This is a genomic window from Pseudomonas kulmbachensis, from assembly GCF_963681935.1.
In the GTDB taxonomy this organism is placed as follows: domain Bacteria; phylum Pseudomonadota; class Gammaproteobacteria; order Pseudomonadales; family Pseudomonadaceae; genus Aquipseudomonas; species Aquipseudomonas kulmbachensis.
Genome location: NZ_OY817088.1, coordinates 3823668 through 3850641 on the forward strand (window position 1 = coordinate 3823668; position 26974 = coordinate 3850641).

Here is a 26974-nt window from a genome sequence, read left to right on the forward strand (position 1 = left end):
GACTCTGCGCGATTTAAAAACAATAACCGCCGATCCCGGCAGCGCCATCAGCGCCTTGCCACGGTTTCGGCCATCCAAAATCCGCCGTTCTTCCGGAGCCAGCACACCATGAGTGCATCCCCCGACCTCTCTGCCACCATCGAAGATAGCGACGCCGAGCAACTGCGCAAACTGGGTTACACCTCCAATTTCAATCGCAGCATGAGCCTGTGGGAGAACTTCGCCCTGGGCTTCACCTATCTCTCTCCGGTCGTAGGGGTTTATACCCTCTTCGGTCTGTGCCTCGCCGCAGGCGGGCCTCCGATGTTCTGGGCCTACCTGCTGGTCGGTTGCGGCCAAATGCTGGTCTGTCTGATTTTTGGTGAAGTGGTTTCACAGTTTCCTATTTCCGGTGGCGTCTACCCATGGGCTCGTCGCTTGGTAGGCAAGCGCTGGGCATGGATGGTCGGCTGGATCTACTCCATCGCACTGTGCGTCACCATCGCCGCCGTGGCAGTCGGTGCCGGCCCGTACCTGGCCGCAATGATGGGCTTTGAGCCGAGCAATAACACCAACATCATCATCGCGCTGGTTTTGACCCTGTTCGCCACCCTGGTCAATCTCAGCGGCACCAAGGTGCTGGCACGCATCGCCATGTTCGGCTTCCTGTGCGAGCTGATCGGCGCCGTGATCGTCGGCGTTTACTTGTTGGTTTTCGAACGTCACCAGCCACTAGGGGTGCTGTTCAACACCTTTGATATCAGCGTCGATGGCTCGTATCTGCCAGCCTTCCTCACTGCCTCGCTGGCAGGAATGTTTCTGTACTACGGCTTTGAAGCGTGCGGCGATGTGGCCGAAGAAACCCCGAACCCGAGCAAGCAAATCCCGGTAGCCATGCGTATGACCATCTATATCGGCGGGATCGCGGCGATGTTCGCCTGCCTCGCGCTGATTCTGGCGGTTCCGGACATGCAGGCTGTGATCAACGGCACCGACAAGGACCCGGTGACCACCATCCTCAATAACGCCTTCGGTCCAGTTGGCTCGAAAGTGGTGATGGGCGTAGTCATGATTTCCTTCATCTCCTGTGTGATTAGCCTACAAGCCGCTGCCAGTCGCCTGCTGTACTCCTACGCACGGGATGAAATGGTCATTGGCAGCTCAGTGCTGAAGAAAATTTCACCTGCAACTCAGGTGCCGGTGGCAGCACTGTTTGTGTCCGGCGTCCTGCCCGCACTGATCATTGCACTGGGCTTCTTTCTGCAAGATGCGGTGGCAACCATCGTCAGCTTCGCTGCGATCGGCATTTACCTTGCGTTCCAGATGATCGTTCTCGCGGCACTTTACGCGCGCGCCAAAGGCTGGAAACCCAGCGGCAAATTCACCCTCGGCGCCTGGGGCTGGCCGGTGAATATCGGCGCTTTGGTCTACGGTATCAGCGCAATTATCAACATGGCTTGGCCGCGCACCCCGGATGCCCCGTGGTACATCAACTACGCCATGCTCCTGAGCACGGCCATCGTCATCGGTCTGGGCCTGCTCTACATGTGGCTCGCCAAACCGTATGACCACGGCACAGCCCCAGCGGGTGATGCTTGGCAGATCAGCCGATAACTGCATTTCACCCCCGATACCGCAGCGCTTATAACAATAAACAAGGACTCATCATGGAAATCACCCGCCGCGACTTTCTCAACGGCGTCGCCATCACCATCGCTGCCGGCATGACGCCTTTGCAGATACTCCAGGCCGCACCCGACGGTCGCTACTACCCACCTGCCCTGACCGGCCTGCGCGGCAGCCACGTCGGCTCCTTCGAAATCGCGCACCAGATGGGCTGGGAGAAAAAGGTCTTTGACACCGATCACCTGCCCATCAGTGAGCAGTACGACCTGGTGGTAGTCGGCGGCGGCTTGAGCGGGTTGTCTGCTGCGTGGTTTTATCGTGAGAAACATCCGAACGCACGCATCCTGATTCTGGACAACCACGACGACTTCGGCGGGCACGCCAAGCGCAACGAATTCTCCGCTGGCGGCCGCATGATCCTGGGCTACGGCGGCAGCGAAGCCTTCCAGTCGCCGAATCACCTGTTCAGTAAGGAAGTGAACGGGATGCTGAAAAAACTCGGGGTCGAAACCAAACGCTTCGAAACCGCTTTCGCCCGCCAGTTCTACCCGAACCTGGGGCTGTCCCGTGCAGTGTTCTTCGACAAGGAGAACTTCGGCGAAGATAAACTGGTCAACGGCGACCCAACACCGATGGTCGCCGACGACATTGCCCCGGACCAACTGCATGCTCGCTCCATCAGTGACTTCATCAACGACTTCCCCCTGCCGCAAGCAGACCGGACAGCCTTGATCGAACTGCACGTCGCGCCAAAAGACTACCTCGCAGGCAAAACTGTCGAGGAAAAAACCGCCTACCTGGAAGCCACCAGCTATCGCGATTTCCTGCTCAAGAACGTAGGCCTGTCTGAGTCTGCGGTGAAATACTTCCAGAGTCGTACCAATGACTTCATGGCCCTGAGCATCGACGCTGTTTCGGCTTACGATACTTATAACGTCGGCTTTCCAGGTTTCAGTGCGATGAGTCTGGAACCGATCAGCGAAGAAGCCCAAGCAGAAATGGAAGAGCCTTACATCTACCACTTCCCTGATGGCAATGCTTCGCTGGCCCGGCTACTGGTTCGTAGCCTGATACCAAGCGTCGCGCCCGGACACAACATGGACGACATCGTCCTCGCATCGTTCGACTACGCCAAGCTGGACCAGCCAAAAGCCCCAGTACGCTTACGTCTGAACAGCACCGCCGTCAGCGTGCGAAATGTCGGCGAAGGGGTAAATATCGGTTACAGCCGTGGCGGCCAGCTCAATCAGGTCCGCGGCAAGCATTGCATCCTGGCCTGCTACAACATGATGATTCCGTATCTGCTGCACGACCTGCCGCCAGAGCAATCCTACGCCCTGAGCCAAAACGTGAAATTCCCGCTGATCTACACCAAGGTAGTGATCCGTAACTGGGAGTCGTTCCAGAAGCTGGGCGTCCACGAAATCTATGCTGCGACCCAGCCCTACAGCCGCATCAAACTCGACTACCCGGTAAGCATGGGCGGCTACGAACACCCGCGCGATCCGAAACAACCCATCGGCTTGCACATGGTCTACGTACCTACCAGCCCGAACAGTGGCATGAACGCACGCGACCAGGCCCGTGCCGGTCGCGGCAGACTGTACGGGCAATCGTTCGAAGTGCTCGAAGCGCAACTGCGTGATCAACTGCAACGCATGCTCGGCCCGGGGGGGTTCAATCACCAGACCGACATTCTCGCCATCACCGTCAATCGCTGGTCACACGGCTATGCGTATTTTTCCAACAGCCTGTACGACGATGCCGACGAGAGCGAAAAACTGATGAACCTGGCACGCCAACCGCTGGGCCGGGTGAGCATTGCCAATTCGGATGCAGCCTGGAGCGCCTATGCCCATGCTGCAATTGATGAAGCACACAGGGCCGTGGGCGAAGTGGCGTAGTCAAACCATCACAAACGAAAAGCAACCGGTAGCCCTGAGGGGCTGACCGGCTACCTCTATACTGCTACAGGGTTTGTGCGGGCGGCCTGGCCCCGCACGAACAGCTTGGCCAACACCTGCAACAAACGATCATCTGCACCTGCGGGGCCAATCACTTGCAGCCCTACCGGCATCCCCCTCACCTGCCCCACAGGCAGGCTGATCGCCGGTAACCCGGTAAGGTTCCAGGCACTGGTGTAGCTAAGCACTGCACCGCGTACATCAATGTCCTGTTCACCAACCCGAACCTCACGCGCATCAACCTCGGTTGCGGTGACAGGTACGCTGGGCGAGACCAGGAAGTCATAGCGCTCGAATAAACGCGCCATGGCCGCCTTGTACTGCTCCTGGCCAGCCTGGGCACGAATGTATTGCCACCCCCTGACCTCGCGCGACAACTCAAGACGTTCGCGTACCTCCTGCTCAAACTTGTGTGGCGCATCCTGCATGCGCTCGGCATGGACGTCGAAGGCCTCGGCGCGTTGCAGAACCAGCAAGGTGTCTTTCATTCCTCCCGCCAGCGGCGCCAGCTCTGCAGTCTCCTGCAACGTATCGCCAAACAACTGTTGCGCCGCCTGATATGCCTGGCGATCCACCTCGGCGTCGACCGGGCCGAAGCTGCCCGTGGTAATCCAGCCCACCCGCAACGGCCGAGGATTGGCCTGCGAGACGCAGGCGCGTCCTGCAATCACTTCGAACAGCAGACGCGCATCCTCGACGGAGTTGGCGATCGGGCCCACGTGGTCGAGGCTCGATGACAGCGGGAACACGCCCTCCAGCGGTACGCTGGCAAACGATGGCTTGAAGCCGACCACGCCGCACAATGCCGCCGGAATCCGGATCGATCCGCCGGTGTCGGTGCCCAGCGCCAGCGGCACCATACCGCTGGCAACTGCAGCGGCGCTGCCTGCGCTGGAGCCGCCCGTGATGCAACGCGCATCCCACGGGTTGCGGGCCGCGCCCTGCAGCGAACGGTCGCCGGTCGGACCGTAGGCAAATTCGTGGGTCAAGGTCTTGCCCACAATCACCGCCCCCGCCTCGCGCAACCGCTGCACACATAGCGCATCGGCGTTCGGCTTGAAGCCTTCGAAATGTGCCGAACCATAGGTGGTGACGTAGTCGAACGTGTCGATGTTGTCTTTGACCGCTACCGGAATGCCCTGCAGCGGGCCCAGGTCCTGACCTTGGGCCAACAACTCATCGGCCCTGCGGGCCTGAGCCAGTGCGATGGGTGCATCGACCTGAACAAAAGCGTTCAAGAGCGGATTCAGGCGCTCGATGCTGTCCAAAGCCGCCTGGGTCAACTCGACACTCGTCAGGCTGCCCGCGCGCAGGCGTTCGGCCAGCGTGGTGACTGATTGGCCAAAAAAATATCCAGCGTGGGTAGGCTTCGCCAGGTTCATACAGACAACTCCATCAAACAACTGCGGGGATAGGGGAAGGAACAGCCTGCCGTCCACCGGGACGCACCATCAGCATTGCGCTCATCCCCAGCGCCGTGGCCACCGCAGCCGCCACAAACATCGAGGAGTAACCGTAACGAACGGTCAGGTAACCGGTGAGCATTGGGGCAATGAACGAAGCGGTGTTGGCGATAAAGTGGGTCATGCCACTGTAGGCGCCAACCCGGTTGGACGGCGCGGTGTCGATCACGACGGCCCAATACACGGAGTTGGGCAGCGCGTTGAGGGCGTTGGCCAAGGTCATCAGGGCAATCACGCCCCACACGGTCTGGGCCTGCGATACGAGGATAAAACACAACGTGGTCAACAACAGGCAGGTCGCAGCCAGCCAGCTGCGGGCCACTTTCAGATTGCCGGTGCGGCGCAGCAACAGGTCGGAAATCTTGCCGCCCAGCAACACGGTGAAGCAGGCGCCGGTCCACGGAATCATGCCCATGTACCACAGCGACGAGAGGTTGTAATGGAACTCGTCCTGCAGGTATTTGGGGGTCCAGGTCAGCAACAGAAAGGTTACGTACACAAACGAGAAGTAGCCGATTGCATTAAGCAACAGGTCCTTGTTCTTGAAGAAGTGCCAGACCGGCGCAACGCTGCTCGTTGGGGTCGAGGCATTGCTCGCTTCGGCACGCTCCTTGCGCAGAAAGTCCAGCTCGGCTTTGGACACGCGCGGGTTTTCCTCGGGGGTGTTGGTGAAGCGCGTCATGAAGAAGATCAGCAGTGCCAGGCTGACCACGCCCAGCACCACGAACATGCTGCGCCAGTCGCCGGTCAGCGTTTGCAGGCCCACCGCCACCGGGGCAGTCAACAACGCACCCAACGGTGTACTCAGCAAACCGACCGAAACCACGAAGCCGCGCTCCTTGGGGGTCGCCCAGTTGGCCACGCTCTTGTTGATCACCGAGTACGCTGGCCCCTCGGCAAAGCCGAACATCACGCGGATGGTGGCGAAACCGGCCATGGCCGAACCACCCAGGAACGCCAGCCCGAAATCACCGGCAAACGCCGTGGCGATTTCGAAGACCGACCAGGTGGCACCGGCAATCAGCCAGATGCGCTTGGCACCAAAACGGTCAGCGAGGATCCCGCCGATCAACGCACCAAGGATGTAACCGTAACCGAAGTAACCCAGGACATTGCCCCAGTCGGCCTTGTCGAAACCGTACTCCGGAAGAATGCTCGCCGAGGCGTAGGCAATCGCGCCGCGGTCGATGTAGTTGAGCAGTGCCATCAGCATGATCAGGAAAAAAATCTGGTAGCGGAAAGACGGAATCACTGGGTTATTCATAGGAATCTGACTCTTCAAGTGATGGCAGAAGTCAAAAAGTCGGCCGGACTCGGCGTATTTTTATTGTTTTACCCAAACGTTTGGGTTGGCGAAATGTAGAGCGAAGAAAAGTTTTAGTCAAACGTTTGGGTAAAGATTTAATTCCGGGGCGATGCCCCATGTTCGGGTAGAATTCGCGCGCTGAATAACAGACTGCTGGAAGCCTCTTGAACATGCCGAATCAATCCCGCCCCGCCACCCTGAAGTCCATGGCGACTGCACTCGGAGTGCACGTTTCCACGGTGTCACGGGTGCTCAATGGCGACCCCGCCGGGGTCGAGCGAGCGGCGTCGGCCGAAGTTGTGGCGCGGATTCGTGCATTGGCAAAAGAGCTGGATTATCGACCGAACACGCAGGCATCCAACCTGAAGTTGCGTAAAAGTCAGGAAATCTGCGTGCTCATGCCGCGCCTCACCGACCTGGTGATGGCGACTATCTACGACAGCATCGACAGCGCGGCCGAGCAGGCCGGCTACCTGACTTTCGTCTCCAATACCGACGACCAGCCGCAGCGCCAGATGGCGCGTGCCGAACATGCCTTGCGCCGCTCGGTGGCCGGGTTGATCGTGGGTGATTCACACGTTGGCGAAACCCAGCCCTTGCTCGATCTGCTGACTCGCAAGCACATCCCCTACGTGCTGGTCAGCCGCCAGATTGCCGGGCATCTGGCGGCATGCAGTGACGATGAGTTGGGTGGCTGGCTGGCGGCCGAGCACCTGTACCAGCTGGGTTGTCGCGATGTGGCAATTCTGGCGGGCGAACGGCATGCCTCCACCGGGGCCGACCGCACCCGCGGTTTTACCCGGTTTTACCGTGAACAAGGCATCACGCTGCGCCCGGAGTGGACCCTCAATGGTCCTTTTGACAGCCTCACCGGACACAGGCAAGGCGAGTACCTGTTGGGCCTGAACCCACGGCCGCAGGCGTTTTTCGCGGTCAACGACTTCCTCGCCATCGGCTTGATGGGAGCCGCACGCGACAAGGGCTTGATGCCCGGCAAAGACATTGCCGTGGTCGGCTTCAACGACACCCCGCTGGCCAACGAGCTGATGGTGCCGCTGACCAGCGTGCGCCTGCCGCTGGCAGAAATGGGTCAGCATGCCGTGCAACTGCTGCTCAAGCGCATCAAGGGCGAGGCCTGCGAGTCGATCACCCTGACCCCGCAGCTACAGGTGCGGGCGAGCTCCTCGCTGCTGCGCTGAGCTTAGCCAGGCGGGTGGGCGCTGAAGCGCACAAGCTCGGTCAATCACATTACCCGCGCCAAGGCCTAGGTACTGAACCTTCGCGGTGAAAAGGAACTGCAGTTGAACCAACATACATTGTCCATGCGCCTGGAGCGCGTGGCTGCACATATACCAGCAGATGCGCACCTGGCCGATATCGGCTCGGATCACGCCTATCTGCCGGTGGCGTTGATGCGGCGTGGCGTCATCGCGGCGGCGGTGGCTGGCGAGGTGGCATTGACGCCGTTCCTCTCAGCCAAGCGCACCGTACGCGACAACAGCCTGGAACAGCGCATCACCGTGCGTCAGGCCAGCGGCCTGGCAGCGATCGAACCGGGCGACGGGATTACCGCGATCAGCATCTGCGGCATGGGCGGCGAAACCATCCGCGACATCCTCGACAACGGCAAGGCCCACCTGAGCGGCCGGGAGCGCTTGATCCTGCAGCCCAACGGCGGCGAACAACCACTGCGCCAATGGCTGATGGAAAACGACTACTGCATCCTCTACGAGGAACTGCTGCGAGAAAATCGGTTCGACTACGAAATCATCGTCGCCGAGCGCACCGGGCCAGTGACATACACAGGCGAAGAACTGTACTTCGGCCCACTGCAAATGCAGGCCCGCAGCCCGGAGTTCCTGCACAAGTGGCAGCGCATGCTGCGCCAGAAGCAAAAAAACCTGAACAACATCGCCCGAGCGCAGCAGGCAGTACCCGAAGCAAAGGTGCAAGACATCGCCCAACAAGTACGCTGGATTACCGAACTGCTGGCTTGAGCGGGCCCTGCACCTCCCAGGGCTCAATCCAGGACGCCAACCACGACACCTTGTTCATTGACACTGGACGACTAATCCCCTGCACCACGAAACGTGACAGTCCGATTCGTAAAAATCGCCTGCAGACTGACCGGCTCATTCCCCATCTCTGTTTTTCGTCTGATCTCTTCCAGCCCCAGCTCAATACGATAATCACATAGATGCTCGAAAAGCCTGTCTTGTGAGACCGTGACGGCCTCGCCTCCACTTTTGGAGCACAAGATATGCAGCACCGCTGCAAGGGGCAGAGACAGTGCATCCTCTACATCCTGCTCAAAGTACGCTTCCAACTGTGCAGCCAGCACACCCAACCATTTATCACTCAAGTTGCAGGGCAACGTGGACTCAAGTCCTTTGCGAAGCACCTCGTCACGAAACGAAACCATCAACCCCTTGGCCATGGCATAACCCTCTGTAGTGAGGATGCCTATTTAACTACCGCCCAAAGACCATGGCTCTGGCTTTAATCGAGTGAAATTTCCTATTTTCAGGTGCATCACTTCCTACGCAGCACGTTGCAAGGAATGTGCTTTCTATTGCATCCATACCCGCGCCTGACCAAATCGCAGGCACAAAAAAGCCGGTTAATCCTGAGGATTAGACCGGCTGTTTTGGTGTTGCTATATGGTGGGTCGTGTGGGATTCGAACCTACGACCAATTGGTTATGCTCGATGCCATCAGAATCACTTTCCCTCATAGAAGCGGGTACCTCACGGGCTCGCTTGGCTCTGTTTTTTTTCAGTTAAAAACTTGCACAGGGTGGATAAATTGCAGCGAATTCAATCATCCACTTTTAGGTTTCTTGATTCCACATGGCCTACTCCATTCAATATTACTAGAGGAAATGGCAGAAATGATCGAATTAACGAGTGGCCTGGAGCTTGGGAGAGGCAGGTATAATCCAACTATTCGCGGATATACTTCTGTGTCGTCAGAATATATAAGGGTTTTGATTGAGGCCGCAGCAATAAGGGCATTTTGAGCCGTCGTCGCGTTCAATTCACTGTGCATTGGAAGCGCACTAGAGACTGCTTTCCCACTCACACCTAAAGTTTGTACAATCAAGCTCCCTTTAAGGTTATTGGCCTGAGCCTCAGCGCCTATAACACCGATACCGGAAAGATTGGCTTTACTACCTGTTATCTCAACATTTGATGTAATGCGGATCCCGATCCCCACATATACAGGAATATTGTATGGCGTGAAAATCAAGCCAGCGCCCCCTGAAACTTTATTGTTTCTATCTTTATAGTCACTATCAGTAAGTACAATATATCTCTCGGCCACTACAGATTGTCTATTCGCAGTCGCATTCCCGTATGAGTACTCAGAAGTCAGCGGATCCAATATCGATACCTGCTGCCAATTAGAATTTTCTAGCTCCGAACCTCCGAACACTGCAATTTTTGCATTTCTATATCTAACTTGCTTATTGATCCACAACCTGAAATTTATCGTATCGGCAGATATGTAATCGGCAGTAACCCGATAATGCTCAGAATTACCACCTATTTTCCCTACCCCATACGTGACACTCCCCCCCGATGTAAAGTTCTCAACCACCATCCGAACTGTGTTATCAGGCAACGACGACAAGACATCCTTAAATTGTGGTGAAGCAGACGGCTCACTACTGCCTCCAAGTACTTTTTCTTCAGCGGTACAGTTCTCCCCCTTTGCTGTAATCACGCGTAACGGGTCCAATGGGATATAAGTATAGCCAGACGTTTCATCATAGCTACTAGCAGGATAGATCTTACAACCGCCCACGCTAGCGACCACCACGACAGCAAATATGATTTTATTATTCATAACTCACTCTCTCACCATCATGCAAAAACGAGCATTGAAAATTCACATATAGAAATCCAACTTACTAATATAAGCAGCGTATGCCAGACACCACCTTGAGCAATTTCGTCTGTCACTAATATTCTGAGTGCAATACAGATAGCATAGCGCTGGCCTAGAATTTTGCACGGAAGAAAATCCTGGGCTTCACATACGACCGAATGAAAGTATTGATCCCTTATGAGATGGGTGGTGGGATGGCCGCTTTTGTCACGGTTTCGGGTTTCAATCAGCACCTCTAGTTCGACACCTAAAACTCATTTACCCCCATCATTCAACATAAGCGCGAAAACAGTTACTCAAATTTATTAGCCAGCAACGCAGCTAATTTTTCCGGCTGCAGACCTACCAGTTCGTCAGTTTCAAGGTCGAATGGGACCACCCACAGCGTGAGCCCGCTTCCAAAATGAAAAGGTTGCAGCGTTTCCTGAAAAAGCTGTCTTCGTGGATAAATCAGTACCAGTTCTCCTTCTCCATTCAAATACTTATGGCCATAGGCAAAAAGCTGGTAGAAGTCACTCTGGTTTAAACCGTATTTGTTCTCGCTTGTTCTCGTGTCCAAACACTTCCATTTAGCATCAAGAACCCATTCTCGTCCTTGGAAACGGATCAAAAAATCCGGTTCCAAGCGAAACCAAGGATTGTTCTGATGCTGACACAGATGTTCACTTCTGGCTGGAGCACGTAACGTTGCTCCATGCTCCAGCCGTTTTCTAAAAAAAGCCTCCACGTAGTTTTCAAAGAGTTTTTCCATCGGGAACAGCAAACTCACTCCCTGCCAAGCTCCCTCCAACGCCAATGGCATCTGTTGATTAAGCACCAGTTCGCACCACGGCCTGATTGACACATAGTGCGCCATAAGCCGATCTGTCTGCCAAGCACGAAAATCCTTACGCACTTGATAACTACAAGGAATTTCACGCAACAGGCTCCTTAGTTCATTAGCGAGACGCCAGTTATCCGCATCTTGAGTCGAGCGGCATACTTGCTCCAAAGCTAACTTCAACAAACGGTTTTCCGCACGATCAGGAAGAAATGCATCATGCCGGAGCTGAAAATATTGCTGACGACCAAGTGGTTGACGCATCTGAGCCACAGTATTGAGCTGACCTCGCAAAAAACGCTGCTCATCTTCGATCCGGTGAAAATCAAAGCGCACTCCTCGTTTGATCAAATAATCCAGCTCGGACAAAAACTGAGCCATCACCCATTCTGTCAACGGAGCGTCGTATAGCTGCAATGCCGTAATACCGGCCTCACGTGGTTTGATCCGCAAAGCAGCTTGAATCATCTTGCGCAGTAATGCCCTACTGGTCTTTCGACAATCACCAGCTTCAATGTGCTTGGGGAGAATTTCCAGCTTTGTACCGCATGGCGTTTCAATCAGCCCAACATAGCTATCCCATCGAAGAGAGCGCCGTCCCTCCACATGCAGCAGTACTGCGCCCGATTTATTGAACGACTCGCTGAGCTTACACAACCAATCGAAAGCGCTCTCAGAGACCTGTGCATTATCCAGATCACAAAGCACAGAATCTGTGGTTAGCCGCGCATACTCTCTGACTGTGACCAAACGATTCACGCGGACACGAACTCAGAGAGAGAGGTTTCGATAAGAGCAGTATTAGAAACTGAAATCACACCGCTATAAGCCCCCACACGAGTAAACGCCGCGCTGTTTATCTGCCACGGTCGAGTATATGCCGGCACATTCACGCTATCGCCAAACAATGCTTGCATATCACGCGAACTCTGACCGGTGAACCGATCCGCAACTGCTTTACGATGGTCATTCAAGACCCAGTGAATGCGCTGCCAGTCTTCAAAGAAATACTCTTGCAACAACGGTAAAACCTGATTGCGGAAGATTTGCTCCAGCAGATGCATCCGCTCATCTTGAGTCAGTTCGTCCTTGGACAAAGGCATAAAGTACGCATGGCCAAGGCGATGATCGCGATCGAGCAGCACCTCAATACGATCGTTCATAGATCTGAGCAACTCACCAATATTGATGCCTCGAACACTAATATCGTCCAGCAAATCCGGGCGCGGAGGCATCTCCCTGAACGTAAATCGTCGGCGCAAAGCGATATCCAAACCTGCCAGTGAGCGATCAGCCGTATTCATGGTTCCAATTAAATACAGGTTCTCAGGCACGCTAAAGCGCTCTTTTGAATAAGGTAGTAAGACTTCCAGTGCCTCATCCGCTCCAGCACGTTTTGATGGTTCTATTAACGTAATCAACTCACCAAAAATTCGCGAAACATTCCCACGGTTGATTTCGTCGATGATCAAGACAAAAGGCTCAAGCGCGTCGGGTTGAGTTGCTGCCTCTTCAGCCAAAACGACCCCCCCCTCATGAAGAGCTTCCTGCAACGCAGGCCATGTGATGCGCCACAAGGGGTAGACCGTTTTCAGCGTAAGTCCAACACCTCTGTTAATGGCGGTAATGTCGAATTTCAAACCCGTCGCTAACCAGCGTACAGGTAATTTCTGAACATAATCGTTGCGTACTCCTGCAGGGACATTGGGCTCGTACTCGTACTCACCGGTCACAACTCCAACTGCACTGATCTGTGTCCGCGTCCCCAAGCAAACCAAGACATCCCCAGGCAAAATGTTCAGCCCAAAGTCAGTCAAGGAGCTTTGTTCATTTGAACCCAAATTCAAATCTGGGCTCTTCAAATCAGCTGAGCGGATATCACCCACGGAAGACCAACCAATACGCGCCTCTCCATGCTCAAAGCAATAGCGACGGGTATCACCAGAGCTACTCGCTTCCTCAATAGAAATTTTCCAGACTTTAGCGCCCTCCCTAACACCGACTCGTTGCTCATAGACTTTGTCGCGGCGTGCATCCTCACACATTTGGGCAAAAATACCCTTCTCAACCCGGTATTGAACGCCTGATGCAGGTTGTTCAATATCAATATCCACAGTGTCTGCACGGATTCCTTCTACAAAGTCCTCATAGCTAAAGCTCTGATGGAACGTAACAAAGCGAACCTGCTTTTTTTGGACAAAGGCATCAAAGCGTTCTTTTAACGCCGCACGGCTATTATTTCCATCATATAAAAAGTCACCATCGAGAATTTCCAGCGCGCTTTCAATGGTCTTATAGGTTTTTCCTGTTCCAGGGGGACCAAAAAAAATTTGATTAAGGGGGATCGGATGCATAGTCGTTTCCAGGCCAGGACGGAGATCGCCAAGTGGTAAAGATGGCTGTGTATCTGCCAGTTTTTCAAACGTTATTTGATAATGACCGTCAGAAACCTTACTCAAAATGGCGCGATCTCCTCCCTTGAGTTTTAGCGCAGAAAAGGCCGCGCCAAATCGAGCTCTGATACGCCCAAATTTTTTGATGATCCACGTTTCATAAGTATTACCCGCGGGCAGCGTCAGTTTAAAATGCTCTTGCGGCTCGCGATCTCCCTCAGCAATAAATTCTGAAGGAAACAAAGTGGCTAAATCCGGAGACGCTATATAGCCATTACGGATAGCCCCATCTGTCAGCGTTATGTTTAACAGGTGACCAAGCGCAATCCCATCCAAAACGTGGTCTCTCATGAACATCTCCAGGCATTCGGCCGAAGTTGGTACTCAGATTAATAAGCCCTAGCCACTACCAAGGCCATGTAAAAGATAATCAAGTTTGCCACTCATGGTGAAAGCAGCAGCCCCCCTTCCACCTTTTTTCTGCATTTTCAACCTTCACTGCTGAATATCAATCCACGAAACGTCATCGTCAACAACGGAAAAGTCTCTATCTGACGCTTCCTGTTTGTCTTGCAATGTGACGACGTCACCCGCAATCGAACCAGTCGGCGCTACCACGCCGGAGAACAGCTCCCTTCTGTAGTGGCCAATACGGAGGCGGCGTTTGGTTTTTTCTCGGTCTGAGCGGGCATTAGCCCCCCCCCCCCCATTGAATGGATAAGCCCGTATCCAGTTGTAGCGGTGAATTAAACAATGGCTGATATCTCGCTGAGCTGCACAGCCGACATATGGCCTACTTAGGATATCCACTCCGTTTTCAAGTCCCGGAATACGCGCACCATCGGCGAATTATCATCACAATTGCCTCGGCGACTAATGCTCTGGCGTATGCGGTACCGCCAAAGACGCTGCTGAAAGTGGCGGCTGCCGCTTTGGGCGAACTCAACCGATCGTCGCAACACCGGATTGCTGGACAAATTTTAAATACTCATTTTGAACTTCAACAGGTGTTTTTCAGCCGAGTGTTAATTGAGTGAGGCGATTCAGGACTTGAGCTTGCCATCACTGCAATCGATTGATGAGAGATCAGACGCATCGACGCTGTTGGAATTGATGATAAGCCGAGAGAGGATGAATGCCACGATTGGGACTGCCAGCCAGCCAGCCAGCCATCCCTCCTCGCCAAATTGCAGGCACAAAAAAGCCGGTTAATCCTAAGGATTAGACCGGCTGTTTTGGTGTTGCTATATGGTGGGTCGTGTGGGATTCGAACCTACGACCAATTGGTTAAAAGCCAACTGCTCTACCAACTGAGCTAACGACCCGCTTCGTTGTGGGACGTATAATACTGATTTCTAACGAGAATTCAACACCTTGTTAGAAATAAATTCGAAATAATTCAAAAATACCGGGTTGGGTCAGTAATTCCGGCGGCTGCAAAGCCTTCTGCACGCAGGCGGCAGCTATCGCACTTGCCACACGCACGACCCTGGGCGTCTGCCTGGTAGCAAGAAACGGTCAATGCGTAGTCCACACCCAGCTTCACGCCGGCTTGTACGATTTGAGCCTTGCTCATGTTTTGCAGAGGCGCCTTGATACTAAAACCCTGCCCCTCTACCCCGGCCTTGGTCGCCAGGTTGGCCATGACTTCAAACGCTTCAACAAACTCCGGGCGGCAATCCGGGTAACCCGAGTAATCCACTGCGTTGACGCCAATAAAGATATCTCGCGCTTGCAGCACTTCAGCCCAACCCAGGGCCAGAGACAGGAACACAGTATTGCGCGCTGGCACGTAGGTGACCGGGATGCCCTCACTCGGAGCTTCTGGTACGTCTATCGAGCTGTCAGTCAGGGCTGAGCCGCCAATACCGTCCAGGTTCAGGCCAATCACTTTATGCTCAACCGCGCCCAAGTCCCGCGCAACACGTGCAGCTGCGTCCAGCTCAGCGCGGTGACGCTGGCCGTAATCAAAACTCATGGTGTAGCAGCTATAGCCTTCAGCACGGGCCATAGCCACCACGGTCGCTGAGTCGAGGCCGCCAGACAGCAAGATCACGGCTCTTTTTTCGGTGACAACAGTTTGTTCGGTCATTTCAGCGCCCCGGCTCGTCATTCCATAGATATTTGTGCAGTTGCATCTGCAAGCGTACTGGCAAGTTATCCGCCACGATCCAGTCCGCCAGATCGCGGGCTGGCAAATCATGGTGGCTCGGCGAAAACAGCACTTCGCCCGCCCGCCGCTCCAAACCATACTCGATCAACTTGGACACAGCCCAGTCGTAGTCTTCCCGAGAGCAGATCACAAACTTGACCTGATCATTGGGTGTCAGCAGCGCGATGTTTTCGTAAAGGTTGCGATGGGACTCTTTTGAGCCCGGCGTTTTCAAGTCAAGAACACGACTGACACGCGGATCGACCGCAGAGATATCAAGAGCACCACTGGTCTCGATCGAGACTTCGTAGCCCGCATCGCAGAGCTGCTTTAGCAGAGGAATGGCATTGGGCTGGGCCAGTGGTTCGCCACCGGTCACGCACACGTAACGCGGGCGAAAGCCGGCAACTTGCTGGAGGATGTCGTCAAGGGGGCGCACAGTCCCGCCGCTGAAGGCGTAAGCGCTGTCACAGTAACCGCAGCGCAAAGGGCATCCGGTCAGGCGTACAAAAACGGTGGGCAGCCCAGCCGTTCGCGTTTCACCCTGCAACGAGTAAAAAACTTCGGTAATTCTCAATGTGTCTTGCATAGTCGCCACGGGCGTAACAGCTAAACAGGCTGTCCGCCTCCGTCAGGCACCCCAGAGAATCTGCTTACGCAGGATTCAAAAGAGCGTATTTCATAAAAGGGCGTGGATTCTAACGAAAAAACCCGCGACAGGCGCGGGTTTCTCGATCAAAGCCGGTTATTGCTTACATGCGCTGCAAATCGCGCTGAGCCAGCTGAGCAGCCGAAGTACCCGGATACTGAGCTACAACCTGCTGCAAGATGCCTTTGACCTTGTCGGTATGACCCAGGCGGCGCTCTACATCAGCAAGTTTGTACAGTGAATCAGGTACTTTCGCATGCTTGGGATACAGCTGACTGACCTTGGCAAATGCCTGGCCAGCGGCTTGCAGATCACCTTTGGCGAGATTCACTTCACCCAACCAGTATTGGGCATTGCCCGCATATTGGCTGTTTGGATATTTGCGCAGAAAGGCTGTAAATGCCTGGCTGGCCTTGTCGAAATCCTTGGCTTTGATCAGGTCGAAAGCAGCATCGTAATAGAGCTTTTCTTTCGCCGGATCACCAGGTTCCGAACTGGCAGCAACCTGAGGTGCAGGCGCTGCTGTATTACCGGCGGCATTACCACCAGCAGAGGAATTATCAGGAGCGGCAGCAGGAGCAATGCCAGAACCAATACGCCGATCAAGTTCCTGGTATCGCTCCAGGCTTTCTTGTTTCATGCGAGATATATCATTTTGCAGAACTTCGATCACACCCTGTTGGCGTGCAATCTGTTCCTGCATTTGTTGCAGCTGGTTGAACAGCTCGCCCTGTGCCGAGACAGGGGCCGAAACCCCTCCCCCGGCATAGGCGCCGCTCGCACCATAACCCGGTGATGGATAACTCCCCCCGCTATTGTTATAGCCAGAGTTGTCATCGACCACAGGAACCGCAGCCCATGCCGCTAGCGGCATGAGGCTGAGAGTCAGAATAGTTACAGCACGGCGGCACGTTCGCATGACGAATTACTTACGCAGTTCGACGCGACGGTTTTGAGCCCACGACTGTTCGTCGTTGCCAGTAGCGATTGGACGCTCTTTACCGTAGGACACCAGCTCCAGCTGTGCTGGAGAAACACCTTGCAGTACCAGGTAGCGTTGAACGGCTTTCGCACGACGCTCGCCCAGTGCCATGTTGTACTCACGAGTACCACGGGCGTCAGTGTTACCTTCCAGAACAACGCGAGCGCCGTTAGCTTTCAGGTCTTTAGCGTGAACGTCCAGAGCGCGCATTGCTTCTGGTTTCAGGTCCGAAGAATCGTATTCGAAGTAGAAAACAGTGATAGCGCGCAGAGCAGCTTCTTCGCTCAGGGAGCCATCAACAGCGCCAGTGTTTGCGCCGTAACCAGCGTTTGGATCAACAGCAGCGCCTTCACCGGCATTGTCGCCGCCTTTGGACGAGCAACCTACAGCTACAGCCATGGCCAGTGCCAGCGCAGCGAATTTACCAAACTTCAGCATTTCCATCGTAAAACTCCTAATGAACCCCAAGTGCTATGTGCAACGTACAGCTATCACCACGTCAGTTCAGGTAAGGGGACCAGGAAGGTTCTCTGACTTCGCCTTGAGCGGTAGGAAGAGGGAGCCTTACGCGTCCATTAATAGACACGAGCATCAAGACTCCCCGGCCCTGCTGGCGGGTGGCGTAGATTACCATGGTGCCGTTGGGTGCGACAGTAGCAGACTCATCAAGGTTGGTATCTGTGAGGATTTTCACGGTTCCACGCTGTATATCTTGCGCCGCAACACGGAAATTGGTGAAACCGTCCTGACGATGGATCATTACCAGGGTCTTTTCGTCAGCCGAAAGCTTCGGACTGGCGTTGTAGTTCCCGATAAATGTCACGCGCTCTGCGTTACCGCTACCAACTGCGGTCTTGTAAATCTGCGGTTTGCCGCCACGGTCAGAGGTGAAGTAGATGGTTGAACCATCCTTGCCCCAGAACGGTTCGGTATCAATTGCCGGGTTATTGGTGACGCGAGTCAACCCACGAGAAGCCAGATCCATTACATAGATCTCGGCATTGCCGTCTTTAGACAATACGAACGCCAGCTTGGAGCCATCCGGCGACCATGCTGGAGCGCCGTTCAGGCCTTCAAAATTGGTGATCTGCTCACGACGACCGGTATCAATGTTCTGCATAAAGATACGTGGGCGTTTCTGCTCGAACGACACATAAGCGATGCGCTTGCCATCTGGTGCAAAACGCGGCGACAGGATCGGCTCACGCGACTGCAGCAGGGTAACGGCGCGGGCACCATCGTAATCCGAGCGCTGCAAGGTGTAACGGGTATTGGTTGCACTGGCACGCTCAGCCGTTACATAAAGCAGACGGGTTGAGAATGCACCTTTAATACCGGTCAGTTTTTCAAACGACTGATCGGAGATGTAGTGCGCCATATCCCGCAACTGCTCAGCAGTACCCGACACGCTGCCGGTCAACACTGGCTGCTCGGTTGCAACGTTGAACAGGGCATATTGCACCTGCAGGCGACCACCTGCGGGCACGATATTACCAACCATCACGTACTGAGCACCCAAGGCTTTCCAGTCACGGAAAATGACTTCGCTGGCCTGAGTCGGCAAGCCAATCATGTTCTGCTTTGGAATCGGCGCGTAGTAACCCGAGTTACGCAGGTCATTACCAATGATTTCAGCCATGTCATCCGGCAGCACAGTGCCGCCCTGCCAGCCGAAAGGTACTACTGCAATGGGTGTCGCCCGGTCGCTGCCACTGGTGACCAGAATGTTCTTTTCATCTGCTACAGCCATCCCTGCCAGGCAGCAGACGACGACCAGCAGTCCTCGAAAAAGTTTAATCACAAGGCTAGATCCTCAGGTGTGAATGTCATCTTGAATGATCGATAAGGATTAAAATCGCTGGGCTTCATACCCTGCATTTCCGTTAAACGGCCAATATTTTTGACCGCTGCCACAGCCGAGCTATCGAACGGTCCATCACCACTGGACTTGGCAACCGTCACAGACGTTACCGTGCCATCTGGCAACATGCCAATTTGCAGCACCACTGTCATATTTTTGCGCGCCGACGGCGGACGAGCCCACCCTTCTGCTGCACGAGCACGAATCAGGTCATCAAAACTACCGGCAACCTCATCACCTTGCTCATCCGCCAAGGCTTGCTGGCGTTGCGGCGTATCGGAAAGCAAATCAGCCAAGGCTTGCGCCTTTTTCTCTTCGGTCGATTTACGTGCTGCTTCTACAGCCTTTTTCTTGGCTGCATCAGCCGCGGCCTTTTTCTTCGCATCTTCGGCAGTTTTCTTCTTCGCCTCGTCTGCTACGGCCTTTTTCTTGGCGTCTTCAGCTGCTTTTTTCTTCGCATCTTCAGCCGCTTTTTTCTTGGCGTCTTCTGCGGCCTTTTTCTTGGCCTCTTCTTCCGCAGCCTTCTTGGCCTCTTCCTCGGATTTTTTCTTGGCTATGTCTGCCAGTTTTTTCTCTTCGGCTTTTTTAGCGTCTGTAGCCTTTTTGGCATCCTCGGCTTTCTTGGCGTCATCAGACTTCTTCGCCTCGTCTGCCTTTTTGGCCTCGCTCGCCTTGGCTTCGTCAGCCTTCTTGGCTTCTGCAGCCTTTTCGGCAGCCTCTTCCTTCTTTTGTTCCGCGGCTTTTACAGCTTCCTGCTCAACCTTCTTTTGTTCCATCTGCTCGACTTCAGTCTGACGCGCGGCGGATTTCTTCGCCTCACCCGCAATCTTTTGATTGGTTTGGGTGGTTGCCTGACTTTTTGACTTCAGCTGATACAAGGTCGCCTGAACAATCGGCTTCGAAGGCGGCAGGTCCGGAGTCATGGCAAAGCTGGCGAACAGCATGCCAAAAATCAAAACGTGCAGCCCTACCGCCCAAACTGTAGGCCAAAAAAAGTTTTCAGAGGCGGACGGCTCCCGCTGTTCGCGCATCAGGGAGCCTCGGTTATCAAGCCAACGTTACCGACCCCGGCCTTCTGAAGGCCACCCATAGCACCCATTACCGCACCGTAATCCACGGTTTTGTCACCGCGAATAAAGACCTGGGTGTGTTTGCCGCCCTCATTGCCTGCGCGAATGATTTTAGTCACCGCGTCAGTCATCTGAGGCAAGGTCATTGCCTTGTCCATCTGCTTGTCGGTATCAACTTCACTGCCAAGGTTCCAGAAGTAGGTCTTGTCAGCCTTGATCGAAATAGTCAGAACCTGAGTGTTGTTGTCTTGCGGCAAGGCCTCGCTGGAGACCTTGGGCAAATCAACCTTCACACCCTGGTTGAGCATCGGAGCGGTCACCATGAAGATGACCAGCAGCACCAACATCACATCGATGTAGGGCACTACGTTCATCTCGGCAACCGGCTTGCGCTTTTTGCGAGCTCGAGCGATTAAAGCCATTGGAAATTACCTGCTTATTCTTCGCTGGTGTGCACTTTGCGGTGCAGGATCGCCTGGAATTCATCGGCGAAGGTGTAGTAGCGGCTGATCAAGGTTTCGCTACGCGCAGCAAAACGGTTGTAGGCAATTACCGCAGGGATAGCAGCAAACAAGCCAATGGCCGTTGCAACCAACGCCTCGGCAATACCTGGCGCCACTGTCGCAAGCGTTGCCTGCTGAGCAGTTGCCAAGCCACGGAAGGAGTTCATGATGCCCCATACCGTACCAAACAGACCGATATACGGGCTCACAGAACCCACAGTGGCAAGGAACGGCAAGCTTTGTTCAAGCTTTTCTTCTTCACGGGAGATGGCTACGCGCATGGCACGTGCAACACCTTCCATTACCGCTTCAGGATCGACGCCCGGCTGCTGACGCAGACGCGAGAACTCTTTGAAACCGGCACGGAAGATTTGTTCAACGCCGGAGTCCGGGTCCGGATTGCTACCCGCCTGACGATACAGCTTCGACAGGTCGATACCCGACCAGAAACGCTCTTCAAAGCTTTCCAGGGCACGTCGACCGGCGCGCAGCATGGTGCTGCGCTGAAAAATCATGACCCACGAGGTAACCGATGCGGCCAGCAGGATCAACATTACCAACTGCACAACAATGCTGGCATTGCTGACCAAGCTCCACATGGAGGAATGGTCGACGACGTTAGCTTCCACGCTTTATCTCCTGCTCTAAATGTTTACCCGCGCCGCTCACGTCGGCAAAGGCCGTACGTAAAGCTTCGGGAATGGCTCGGGGTTTGAAACTATCGGCGCGCACACAGGCCACCAAAAAATGCCCTTCACAGAGCAGCGTTGCATCTGCAGCCCGCCAAACCTGCTGCTTGAAACGCAGGCTGGCACGGTTCAGTTCTATTACTTGCGCACTTACCAACAGTTCATCGTCCAGTCGCGCCGGTGCGTGGTAACGCGCCTCGCTGGAATGCACGACAAATAACAGGTTCTCACCCACCAGCTCGGATTGGGCAAAGCCCATCTCCCGTAGCCTTTCGGTTCGAGCCCGCTCCATAAACTTTAGATAATTTACGTAATACACGACGCCACCCGCATCGGTGTCCTCGTAATAAACGCGACAGCGATGTACGAACGGCTCAAGCCTGTTTTGCGCGCGCATACTCTAGTGCTTACTCCTCAGGTTGCCAATCCGCCAAGCCACTGTTTTTTGCGCTTCTTGGGCTTTATGACCCAAGATTTTCAGCGCCAGTCCTTGAGACAGCAAAAACCTTAAAAAAATCGGCCGCAAACGGCTTATTAATCGTCCAGGGCATTCAGAAATTCGTCTACTACAGGCATCTCACCCAAACGCGACGGAATGTTCAAACCGAAGTGTAGATACGCATGGCGAGTCACAACACGACCACGCGGGGTGCGCATGATGTAACCCTGCTGGATCAGATAGGGCTCCAGTACATCTTCGATTGTATGACGCTCTTCACTGATTGCCGCGGCCAAGCTGTCTACACCCACCGGCCCACCATCGAACTTCTCGATCATGGTCAACAGCAAGCGCCGGTCTTGATGATCAAAACCATGTTCATCGACATCCAGCAGATTCAACGCCAGGTCAGCCACCGGCTTGGTGATATGACCCTGGGCCCGCACTTCGGCAAAATCCCGTACGCGGCGCAACAGACGGTTGGCTATGCGCGGTGTGCCGCGAGCCCGACGGGCAATCTCGTAAGCACCCTCAGGGTCAAGCGGCAAGCCGAAGATACCGGCCGAGCGGCTGACAATCGTCGCCAGATCGTCGGTACTGTAGAACTCCAGGCGTTGCACAATCCCGAAACGATCGCGCAGCGGGTTGGTCAGCATCCCGGCACGGGTCGTCGCCCCCACCAGAGTGAATGGCGGCAAGTCGAGCTTGATGGAGCGCGCAGCTGGCCCTTCACCAATCATGATGTCGAGCTGAAAATCCTCCATTGCCGGGTACAACACTTCTTCGACAATGGGCGACAAACGATGGATTTCATCAATAAACAGCACATCGTGCGGCTCAAGATTGGTCAGCAAGGCGGCCAGATCCCCCGGACGCTCCAATACGGGGCCCGAGGTGCTTTTGATCGACACCCCCATTTCCTGGGCAATGATATGGGCCAGCGTGGTTTTACCAAGCCCGGGCGGACCAAAAATCAGCGTGTGATCCAACGACTCCGAGCGCCCGCGTGCGGCCTGGATAAACAACTCCATCTGCTCACGCACGGTTGGCTGGCCTATATAGTCAGCCAGACTCAAAGGGCGAATCGCTCGATCCTGAACTTCTTCTCGATCTCGCCCGCTTGAGGCGGTTATCAGACGATCAGCTTCAATCACTTAAATCATTCCCTTCAGGGCGCGGCGAATCATATCTTCACTGCTCAACGTTTTATCCTTGATAGCGGAAACCGCCTTGCTCGCCTCTTGAGGCTTATAACCCAAGGAAATCAAGGCACTGACTGCATCACTTTCTGCGCTGGCCACTTGCACCGGCGCATCAGGCTGATTAGGTACCAGGGCGAACATGCTTGGTACTTGCTCCCACGCCTTGAAGCGATCTTTCAACTCAACCAGCAAGCGCTCGGCGGTCTTTTTGCCCACCCCCGGCACCTTGGTCAAGGCCGAGGTGTCCTGCGCCTGCACACAGCGAACAAGTTCATCAACCTCCAGGCTGGACATCAATGCCAGGGCCAGCTTGGGACCAACACCATTGAGCCGGATCAGCTCACGGAAGAAGTCGCGCTCGCGCTTGCCAATGAAACCATAGAGCAACTGCGCGTCCTCGCGAACCACCAAGTGGGTATGCAAGGTCAGCGGCTCGCCGATAGACGGCAACCGATAAAGCGTAGTCATCGGCACTTCCAGCTCATAGCCCAGGCCGTTTACATCAAGAATCAGGTGCGGCGGCTGTTTTTCAGCCAGAGTGCCGCGCAAGCGTCCAATCACGTTTCAGATCCTTTTCTCTGGCCAGATCAATGGCTGACAAGTAGAACGACAGAACCGCATCATTACAGATGAAGCCCTGCCAGCAAGCTTAATTACAGATAAAAAGCGCGTCTCAGAGCCGCAAACGCCCGCCACGACTACGCGCAGCACCCAAACCATGCGGCAACAGGCTGGAGCGCGTGTGCGCATGGCACAAGGCAATCGCCAAGGCATCCGACGCATCGATTTGCGGCTTGGAGGTCAGCTTGAGCAGGTGCATGACCATCATCATCACTTGCTCCTTGTTGGCACCACCAGTGCCTGCCACGGCCTGCTTGACCTGAGTTGCCGAATATTCGGCGATCTCCAGGTTTTCTTCGGCCCCGGCCACAATCGCTGCACCTCTGGCCTGCCCGAGCTTGAGCGCCGAGTCGGCATTGCGCGCCATAAAGACTTTTTCGATGCCCATGGTGACAGGACCGTACGTCTGAATAACCTCACGCACCCCGCGATAAACAATCTGCAACCGCTCATGCAGTTCGCCGCTACCCGTGCGAATACATCCAGATGCTACATACACACAGCCACGCCCAGTGTCCCGCACTACGCCATAACCGGTGATTCGCGAACCAGGATCGATACCAAGAATAAGAGTCATAACGCCTACAGCTTATGAAGTGACGCCCACCGGCATTTACCCGGACAGCTTAAAGGCAGAAGCCGGAGGTGCACAGCGCCGCGATAATCGCGACGGAGCACCTCCGGCCTCTTGATTGACGCAACCTGTATGTCAGGCTAGCTGCTCCAGGACGGCGTCAGGGATTTCAGCGTTGGAATATACGTTCTGTACGTCATCCAGGTCTTCAAGCATATCGATCAGCTTGAGCACCTTTTCCGCACCTTCCAGATCCAGTTCGGCGCTGGTGGTTGGCAGCATGACGATTTCGGCATCAGCCGGAGCAAACCCTGCTGCCTCCAGTGCATTGCGAACCGCATAAAAGCTGGAGAACGAAGTAAACACGTCAATGGAGCCGTCTTCATTGGTCACCACATCGTCGGCGTCAGCCTCCATTGCAGCTTCGATCAAGGCATCTTCATCAACGCCGGCAGCATAGGATATCTGACCCTTGCGCTCGAACAGATACGCCACAGAACCGTCAGTCCCCAGGTTACCGCCGCACTTGCTGAACGCATGACGTACAGCCGCTGCGGTGCGGTTGCGATTATCGGTCATGCACTCAACCATCACAGCAACACCGCCAGGGCCGTAACCTTCGTAGCTCAGCTCGACCATATCGTCGGTATCAGCCGCGCCAGCACCCCGGGCGACCGCACGATCGATGATGTCACGGCTCATGTTCGCACCAAGGGCCTTGTCCAGCGCCAGACGCAGACGCGGGTTAGAACCCGGCTCAGCACCGCCTTGACGGGCAGCAACGGTCAGCTCACGTATCCACTTGGTGAAAATCTTGCCTTTTTTGGCATCCTGACGCTCTTTGCGGTGCTTGATGTTCGCCCACTTAGAATGACCTGCCATAACGTACTCCGAATCCCTTTATAAAACCTTGCCCGGCCTCGCCTGTGACGTGACCCGACAATAAAAATTCTTGCCCCAAATGACAAAGGCGCATCCGGAGATGCGCCTTTGAGGGACCGCTTTACTCAGCCTTAGGCTGTTCGCGCAAACGAATGTGCAACTCGCTCAGCGCTTTGTTATCAACCACACCCGGGGCCTGAGTCATGACGCAGGCAGCACTCTGGGTTTTCGGGAAGGCAATCACTTCACGAATCGACTGGGCACCGGTCATCAGCATCACCAGACGGTCTAGGCCGAACGCCAAACCACCGTGGGGTGGTGCGCCGTATTTCAGTGCGTCCAGCAGGAAGCCAAATTTCTCTTCCTGTTCAGCTTCATTGATACCCAACAGGCGGAAGACCGCTTGTTGCATTTCCTTGCGGTGGATACGGATCGAACCGCCACCCAACTCAGTACCGTTGAGCACCATGTCGTAGGCACGGGACAGCGCGGTAGCCGGGTTGGCCTCGAGCTCTTGCGGCGAACACTTGGGTGCCGTGAACGGGTGATGCAAGGCGCTGAAGCTGCCGTCTGCGTTCTCTTCGAACATAGGGAAGTCAACAACCCACATCGGTGCCCACTCGCACGTCAGCAGGTTCAGATCGTTACCAACCTTGATACGCAGAGCGCCCAAGGCTTCGCTAACGATCTTGGCCTTGTCGGCACCAAAGAACACGATGTCGCCATCAACCGCACCAACGCGATCCAGGATCACATTGAGGTTGGCTTCAGGGATGTTCTTGACGATCGGCGATTGCAGACCCTCAACACCTTTGGCGCGTTCGTTGACCTTGATGTACGCCAGGCCGCGGGCACCGTAGATGCCGACAAACTTGGTGTAATCGTCGATCTGCTTGCGCGGCATGCTCGCGCCGCCGGGAACGCGCAGGGCAGCGATACGGCACTTAGGATCGTTGGCCGGACCGCTGAACACCTTGAATTCCACATCCTTGAGCTGATCGGCAACATCAACCAGTTCCAGCGGGTTACGCAGGTCAGGCTTGTCGGAACCGAAACGGCGCATGGCCTCTTCCCAGGTCATGTGCGGGAACTCACCGAATTCCAGACCCAGCACTTCCTTGAACAGGTTGCGGATCATCTCTTCAGTCAGGCCCATGATCTCGGCTTCGTTCATGAAGCTGGTTTCGATGTCGATCTGAGTGAACTCAGGCTGACGGTCGGCACGCAGGTCTTCGTCACGGAAGCACTTGGCGATCTGGTAGTAACGGTCAAAACCGGCAACCATCAACAACTGCTTGAACAGCTGTGGCGATTGCGGCAAGGCAAAGAAAGAACCGGCATGGGTACGGCTTGGCACCAGATAGTCCCGCGCGCCCTCTGGCGTGGCACGGGTCAGGATTGGTGTTTCAACGTCCAGGAAACCGTTTTCGTCCAGGAAACGACGAATGCTGGTGGTCATGCGCGAACGCAGACGCAGCTTCTCGAGCATTTCCGGACGACGCAGGTCGATAAAGCGATAGCGCAGACGGGTTTCTTCACCAACGTCGGAGAACTCGTTGAGCGGGAACGGCGGGGTTTCCGCTTCGTTCAGCACTTCAAGCTCGTAACCCAGCACTTCGATCATGCCCGACGCCATGTTGGCGTTGCCAGCACCGGCCGGACGCAGGCGCACCTTACCGGTGACCTTGACTACATACTCACTGCGCACACGGTCGGCAGCAGCGAAAGTCTCGGCGCGATCCGGGTCAAACACCACCTGGGCCAGACCATCACGATCACGGATATCGAGGAAAATCACCCCACCGTGGTCACGGCGACGGTGGACCCATCCGCAAAGGGTAATTTCCTGGCCTTCCAGGCTTTCGTTCAGTTGGCCGCAATAATGGCTGCGCATCATGGTAGTGGTTT

General features: G+C 55.0%; 24 protein-coding genes, 1 tRNA gene and 1 pseudogene. 4 read left to right on the forward strand and 22 right to left on the reverse strand.

The genetic code is table 11. From position 1 onward, the window contains the following. Nucleotides 1–108 precede the first annotated feature (108 nt). On the forward strand, nt 109–1593 hold the full coding sequence (locus tag U5A05_RS17705) for an APC family permease (protein WP_321834161.1): 1485 nt from the start codon (nt 109–111) through the stop codon (nt 1591–1593). Nucleotides 1594–1646: 53 nt separating this feature from the next. Beyond that, complete coding sequence (locus U5A05_RS17710; RefSeq protein ID WP_321834162.1) at nt 1647–3509, forward strand: flavin monoamine oxidase family protein; 1863 nt, start codon at nt 1647–1649, stop codon at nt 3507–3509. Between the two features lie 56 nt (nt 3510–3565). On the opposite strand, the gene U5A05_RS17715 is transcribed toward U5A05_RS17710, so the two are convergent. Together U5A05_RS17715 and U5A05_RS17720 are read right to left on the reverse strand one after the other, a co-directional pair. Then, on the reverse strand, nt 3566–4951 hold the full coding sequence (locus U5A05_RS17715; protein WP_321834164.1) for an amidase: 1386 nt from the start codon (nt 4949–4951) through the stop codon (nt 3566–3568). Between the two features lie 13 nt (nt 4952–4964). Then, nucleotides 4965–6296, reverse strand: a complete 1332-nt coding sequence (locus U5A05_RS17720) for an MFS transporter (RefSeq protein WP_321834166.1) — start codon at nt 6294–6296, stop codon at nt 4965–4967. A gap of 212 nt (nt 6297–6508) precedes the next feature. On the opposite strand from U5A05_RS17720, the gene U5A05_RS17725 reads away from it, so the two are divergent. Together U5A05_RS17725 and U5A05_RS17730 are read left to right on the forward strand one after the other, a co-directional pair. Further along, on the forward strand, nt 6509–7537 hold the full coding sequence (locus U5A05_RS17725; RefSeq protein WP_321834168.1) for a LacI family DNA-binding transcriptional regulator: 1029 nt from the start codon (nt 6509–6511) through the stop codon (nt 7535–7537). Nucleotides 7538–7639: 102 nt separating this feature from the next. Beyond that, nucleotides 7640–8335, forward strand: coding sequence for a tRNA (adenine(22)-N(1))-methyltransferase (locus U5A05_RS17730; protein ID WP_315968121.1), 696 nt, complete (start codon nt 7640–7642; stop codon nt 8333–8335). 71 nt (nt 8336–8406) lie between these two features. Here U5A05_RS17730 and U5A05_RS17735 read toward each other — a convergent pair whose 3' ends face one another. The 20 genes and pseudogenes from U5A05_RS17735 to aspS form a co-directional block, all read right to left on the reverse strand. Further along, nucleotides 8407–8775: a hypothetical protein gene (locus U5A05_RS17735; RefSeq protein WP_321834170.1), complete on the reverse strand. Its 369-nt coding sequence runs from the start codon at nt 8773–8775 to the stop codon at nt 8407–8409. 383 nt (nt 8776–9158) lie between these two features. Further along, a complete protein-coding gene (locus U5A05_RS17740; RefSeq protein ID WP_321834172.1) occupies nt 9159–10187 on the reverse strand; it encodes a hypothetical protein in 1029 nt (342 codons plus the stop codon). Between the two features lie 334 nt (nt 10188–10521). After that, entirely contained in the window at nt 10522–11808 is a 1287-nt protein-coding gene (locus U5A05_RS17745) for an McrC family protein (RefSeq protein ID WP_321834173.1), read from the reverse strand. Further along, nucleotides 11805–13793, reverse strand: a complete 1989-nt coding sequence (locus U5A05_RS17750; RefSeq protein WP_321834175.1) for an AAA family ATPase — start codon at nt 13791–13793, stop codon at nt 11805–11807. The genes U5A05_RS17745 and U5A05_RS17750 overlap by 4 nt, the downstream gene beginning before the upstream one ends. Nucleotides 13794–14242: 449 nt before the next feature. After that, nucleotides 14243–14368: pseudogene (locus U5A05_RS24300) on the reverse strand (IS3 family transposase); the annotation flags it as partial. Between the two features lie 323 nt (nt 14369–14691). Further along, nucleotides 14692–14767, reverse strand: a tRNA-Lys gene (locus U5A05_RS17760). Nucleotides 14768–14841: 74 nt separating this feature from the next. Further along, a complete protein-coding gene (queC, locus tag U5A05_RS17765) occupies nt 14842–15534 on the reverse strand; it encodes a 7-cyano-7-deazaguanine synthase QueC (RefSeq protein WP_261739214.1) in 693 nt (230 codons plus the stop codon). Between the two features lies 1 nt (nt 15535). Next, nucleotides 15536–16183, reverse strand: a complete 648-nt coding sequence (gene queE, locus U5A05_RS17770) for a 7-carboxy-7-deazaguanine synthase QueE (RefSeq protein WP_261739215.1) — start codon at nt 16181–16183, stop codon at nt 15536–15538. A 163-nt stretch (nt 16184–16346) separates the two neighbouring features. Next, nucleotides 16347–17162, reverse strand: a complete 816-nt coding sequence (gene ybgF, locus U5A05_RS17775; protein WP_261739216.1) for a tol-pal system protein YbgF — start codon at nt 17160–17162, stop codon at nt 16347–16349. A gap of 6 nt (nt 17163–17168) precedes the next feature. Next, nucleotides 17169–17669 carry a peptidoglycan-associated lipoprotein Pal gene (gene pal, locus U5A05_RS17780; RefSeq protein WP_003441254.1) on the reverse strand — a complete coding sequence of 167 codons (501 nt, stop codon included), beginning with the start codon at nt 17667–17669 and terminating at the stop codon, nt 17169–17171. 55 nt (nt 17670–17724) lie between these two features. After that, the gene (tolB, locus tag U5A05_RS17785; RefSeq protein WP_261742473.1) at nt 17725–18975 is read right to left on the reverse strand and encodes a Tol-Pal system beta propeller repeat protein TolB; all 1251 of its coding nucleotides are present in this window, start codon (nt 18973–18975) and stop codon (nt 17725–17727) included. A gap of 47 nt (nt 18976–19022) precedes the next feature. Next, complete coding sequence (gene tolA, locus U5A05_RS17790) at nt 19023–20117, reverse strand: cell envelope integrity protein TolA (RefSeq protein ID WP_261739217.1); 1095 nt, start codon at nt 20115–20117, stop codon at nt 19023–19025. Next, entirely contained in the window at nt 20117–20569 is a 453-nt protein-coding gene (gene tolR / locus U5A05_RS17795; protein ID WP_162200692.1) for a protein TolR, read from the reverse strand. Before tolR ends, tolA begins: the two co-directional genes overlap by 1 nt. A gap of 23 nt (nt 20570–20592) precedes the next feature. Beyond that, entirely contained in the window at nt 20593–21288 is a 696-nt protein-coding gene (tolQ, locus tag U5A05_RS17800; RefSeq protein WP_060694291.1) for a protein TolQ, read from the reverse strand. Then, nucleotides 21278–21745: a tol-pal system-associated acyl-CoA thioesterase gene (gene ybgC, locus U5A05_RS17805; RefSeq protein ID WP_261739218.1), complete on the reverse strand. Its 468-nt coding sequence runs from the start codon at nt 21743–21745 to the stop codon at nt 21278–21280. The genes tolQ and ybgC overlap by 11 nt, the downstream gene beginning before the upstream one ends. 137 nt (nt 21746–21882) lie before the next feature. Beyond that, nucleotides 21883–22941 carry a Holliday junction branch migration DNA helicase RuvB gene (ruvB, locus tag U5A05_RS17810; protein WP_261739219.1) on the reverse strand — a complete coding sequence of 353 codons (1059 nt, stop codon included), beginning with the start codon at nt 22939–22941 and terminating at the stop codon, nt 21883–21885. Beyond that, nucleotides 22942–23550 carry a Holliday junction branch migration protein RuvA gene (ruvA, locus tag U5A05_RS17815; protein ID WP_019823258.1) on the reverse strand — a complete coding sequence of 203 codons (609 nt, stop codon included), beginning with the start codon at nt 23548–23550 and terminating at the stop codon, nt 22942–22944. Nucleotides 23551–23662: 112 nt separating this feature from the next. Then, nucleotides 23663–24187: a crossover junction endodeoxyribonuclease RuvC gene (gene ruvC, locus U5A05_RS17820; RefSeq protein WP_029611572.1), complete on the reverse strand. Its 525-nt coding sequence runs from the start codon at nt 24185–24187 to the stop codon at nt 23663–23665. Between the two features lie 132 nt (nt 24188–24319). Continuing rightward, nucleotides 24320–25066: a YebC/PmpR family DNA-binding transcriptional regulator gene (locus U5A05_RS17825; RefSeq protein ID WP_261739220.1), complete on the reverse strand. Its 747-nt coding sequence runs from the start codon at nt 25064–25066 to the stop codon at nt 24320–24322. A 121-nt stretch (nt 25067–25187) separates the two neighbouring features. Continuing rightward, nucleotides 25188–26963: an aspartate--tRNA ligase gene (gene aspS / locus U5A05_RS17830; RefSeq protein WP_261739221.1), complete on the reverse strand. Its 1776-nt coding sequence runs from the start codon at nt 26961–26963 to the stop codon at nt 25188–25190. Nucleotides 26964–26974 lie beyond the last annotated feature (11 nt).